Genomic DNA, 3,317 nt, shown 5'->3' with positions numbered 1-3,317 from the left:
GAGATAGTTGCAGATATATCATTTATGACAGATGGATGCGGAGCAACGATAGCATGTGGGAGCATATTAACATCTATGGCCAAAGGAAAATCTGTTGATGAGGTCAAAGCAATTACAGACGATGACCTGATTACTGCTCTTCAAGGTCTCCCTGAAGAAAACCTGCATTGTGCGCATCTTGCAATTATGACACTGGAGAAAGCTCTGGAAATGTTACAATAAACGGAGATTATTAGATGCAATGTGGGTTATGTGAACAGAAAAAGTGCCGGGAAGGAAAGGATTGTTCTACAATTAAGACCGATGTTGAATATGCTGGCACGAACCTTGAATCCATGGAAATCTCGGCACAAATCGAATCCAGGTATTATATGGAGAAAACAAGGTTAGAAGAGCTTATTCTGTATGCCAAAGGAATGGGGTATGAAAAACTTGGCATTGCCTTTTGCATTGGTCTGGAAAAAGAGGCTAAGGTCATACATGAGATTTTAGCACAGGATTTTAAGGTATTCTCTGTCTGCTGTAAGGTATGTGGAATTGATAAGGATAGCTATGGTCTGGAAAAATTACACAATGGTAGTTTTGAAGCGATCTGTAATCCGATGGGCCAGGCACTGGTGTTGAATAAAGAGAAAACCGATTTAAATATCATTCTTGGATTGTGTATTGGCCATGATATTCTTTTTACCCAGCAATCACAGGCGCCTGTAACCACATTGGCGGTAAAGGATAGGGTACTGGCCCATAACCCTCTTGGTGCGATATATTCTAATTATTATCTTAAACATAGGTTCAATGCCGGAGATTAGGTTTTGTAACAATGAATTACGATATGATACAATATGAAATCCATAAAGGAACAAAAAAATGGAAAAACGTGTAAATGATAACTTGCGTATTGGGATCAATACTTCGAAGAATTCAACCATTGCATTAGTCTTTCTTGCAGCATTAAAGGGCATTGTTGGCTTATATTCGGGAAGCACTGTCCTGATTGCTGATGCAGTTCATACCTCATTGGATATTTTCACATCACTTGCCGTGTGGGTTGGACTCAGGCTCAGTTTAAAAGACAGCGGAGAGAAGTTTCCATACGGCTATTATAAAGCAGAAAATCTGATAGCGCTTTTTGTCTCAGTATTGATCCTCGTCTCAGGAGTCGAACTTTTACGCCAGGCACTGGCAAGCATTAATAATCCTATTGAGATCGAAATACAGGGAATTGCGCTTGGAACTGCTGTGTTTTCGGTTTTTGTAATTTATGCTATCTCTGTGTATAAAGGCAAAATTGGCAAGCAGATCGATTCGCAGGCCCTGATTGCAAATGCAATGCATTCATATACAGATGTTTTCAGCTCCCTGGTTGTTGTAATTGCAATTGCCGGCTCAATGTTAGGTATGCCGTGGCTCGATAGTATTGGGGTGCTGGTTATCTCTCTAATGATATTCAGGCTTGGAATTGGGATTGCCAGAGACTCGATATTAATACTGATGGATGCATGGCTTGATAAGGAATCGATTGTAAGGATCCGTCAGGCTATAGGTGATATCAAAGGTATTAACAAAGTGGAAGACATAAGACTTCGAAAATCCGGGCTGGTTGTGTTCGGGGAAGTAATTGTTGAAACCCAGGGAGATGTCGATCTGAAAAAGGTCGAGATGCTCTCTGATGAAATTAAAAGTGCAGTAAAGAAAGAAGTAGATAATCTGGAACATGTAGTAGTCAATGCCAAACCAGGGAAGATGGCAGTAGTGAAAGTTGCAGTTCCTGTTGTTGCACAAGATGGTCTGCGCTCAAAGCTTTCCCTTCATCTTGGTAAAGCCCCGTATTTTATAATTATCGAAATGGAAAATGATAAATTTAAAAACTGGGATGTCATTAAGAACCCTGCTGCCACTTTGGAAAAGAAAAAGGGTGTAAAGACTGCGGAGTTTCTGATAAGTCGGGATGTCAATGTTTTAATAATACATGATATTGGTGATGGGCCATTCCATGTGCTTCGCGACAACTTCGTGAAAATATTACAAATGCCTGGGTCCGCAAAGAATGTTGACGACGTCATTGGGAAGGTTCATGAATTTGATGTGATAACTTCACCTACAGAGGACAGGACATAAATTCCAAAAATAGGTAAAGACGATTGAAAATACTGATGAAAGGTATTTACTTCATTAGCACAATGATATTTCCAGATTATCTTGAGAGGGGGGTGCGAAATATAATGAATAACAAAATACTGCCGGTAATTGTACTCCTCATTGTAGCTTTTTCGGGTAATGCATGTATAAATGGAGTACCTGATCAGCAAAACGGCCCGAAACAATTGATTATCGTGACGAGTATTCTGCCGCAGGCTGATTTTATTGAGCATATCGGTGGCGATAAAGTAGAGGTCATTGTAATGATACCGCCCGGTGCAAACCCTGCCACCTATGAGCCGACTGCAAGTCAGCTAAAGGCGGTAAGCAGTGCCGGAATGTATGCCAAAGTAGGATCAGGGCTTTTGTTTGAGGAGGTCTGGCTGGATAAGATCATATCAACCAATCCGGACATGCTCATGGTTGACACTTCAAAGGGTGTCACATTGATGGAAATGGAAGAGCACCATCATGAGGAAGAAAATTCCAGGCATAACAATGATGAACGCAGTATGGATCCACATATCTGGTTATCTCCTGAAAATGCACAAATCATGGTGCAGAACATTTGTGACGGTCTGATCCGGATCGACCCGGCTAATGAAACATATTATGAGCAGAACAAAGAGCAATATATTCGTGATCTGGAAGTGCTTGACTCTAAGATCAACCAGTCTTTATCAGGATTCAAAAACCGTACTTTCATGGTTTTTCACCCCTCCTGGGGCTATTTTGCACGGGACTACAATCTTACTATGATAGCAGTTGAGATCGAAGGCAAAGAACCAAGTGTCAGTGATATGGCACATTTGATCAAAACCGCTAAGGAGAATGATATCAATGTCATCTTTGTTCAGCCCCAATTCAGTACAAAAAGTGCTGAGGTGATAGCAAAGGAGATTGGAGGTGGTGTTATACCGGCAGATTCTCTGGCAAAAGACTATCTGGTAAATCTACATGAAGTTACAAATTCATTTGCTCAAAGTCTGACATAAACATGAAAACCGAAGTAATCGTTCTTAAGGATGTGTGGGTGCATTATGGTGGCATAAATGTGCTCGAAGGAGTAAATCTTACTGTAAGCCAACATGATTTTCTGGGCATCATAGGACCAAATGGTGGGGGGAAGAGCACTCTGCTTAAAGTAATTCTGGGATTGATAAAACCAAGCAGAGGGA

General features: G+C 40.9%; 5 protein-coding genes. All 5 read left to right on the top strand.

Features of this window, described 5'->3' with window-relative positions:
- On the top strand, positions 1-222 hold a 222-nt coding region (locus tag QAS77_RS11115), incomplete at its 5' end, for an iron-sulfur cluster assembly scaffold protein (RefSeq protein ID WP_305065603.1).
- A gap of 14 nt (positions 223-236) precedes the next feature.
- Complete coding sequence (locus QAS77_RS11110; RefSeq protein WP_305065601.1) at positions 237-809, top strand: DUF1847 domain-containing protein; 573 nt, start codon at positions 237-239, stop codon at positions 807-809.
- A gap of 58 nt (positions 810-867) precedes the next feature.
- Positions 868-2,118 carry a cation diffusion facilitator family transporter gene (locus tag QAS77_RS11105; protein ID WP_305065600.1) on the top strand — a complete coding sequence of 417 codons (1,251 nt, stop codon included), beginning with the start codon at positions 868-870 and terminating at the stop codon, positions 2,116-2,118.
- A gap of 104 nt (positions 2,119-2,222) precedes the next feature.
- Positions 2,223-3,134 (top strand): metal ABC transporter solute-binding protein, Zn/Mn family, encoded by a 912-nt coding sequence (locus QAS77_RS11100; RefSeq protein WP_305065599.1) that lies wholly within the window; start codon positions 2,223-2,225, stop codon positions 3,132-3,134.
- Between the two features lie 2 nt (positions 3,135-3,136).
- Positions 3,137-3,317 (top strand): ATP-binding cassette domain-containing protein (locus QAS77_RS11095; protein WP_305065598.1); only part of this gene is annotated, 181 nt, incomplete at its 3' end.

This window comes from Methanococcoides sp. (genome assembly GCF_030594565.1).
Classification (GTDB): Archaea; Halobacteriota; Methanosarcinia; order Methanosarcinales; family Methanosarcinaceae; genus Methanococcoides; species Methanococcoides seepicolus.
This window is presented reverse-complemented; position numbering and strand designations above follow the sequence as displayed.

Coding starts and splice junctions, on each gene's coding strand:
- QAS77_RS11105 (WP_305065600.1), top strand. CDS start 868: ATGGAAAAACGTGTAAATGATAACTTGCGTATTGGGATCAATACTTCG.
- QAS77_RS11100 (WP_305065599.1), top strand. CDS start 2,223: ATGAATAACAAAATACTGCCGGTAATTGTACTCCTCATTGTAGCTTTT.
- QAS77_RS11110 (WP_305065601.1), top strand. CDS start 237: ATGCAATGTGGGTTATGTGAACAGAAAAAGTGCCGGGAAGGAAAGGAT.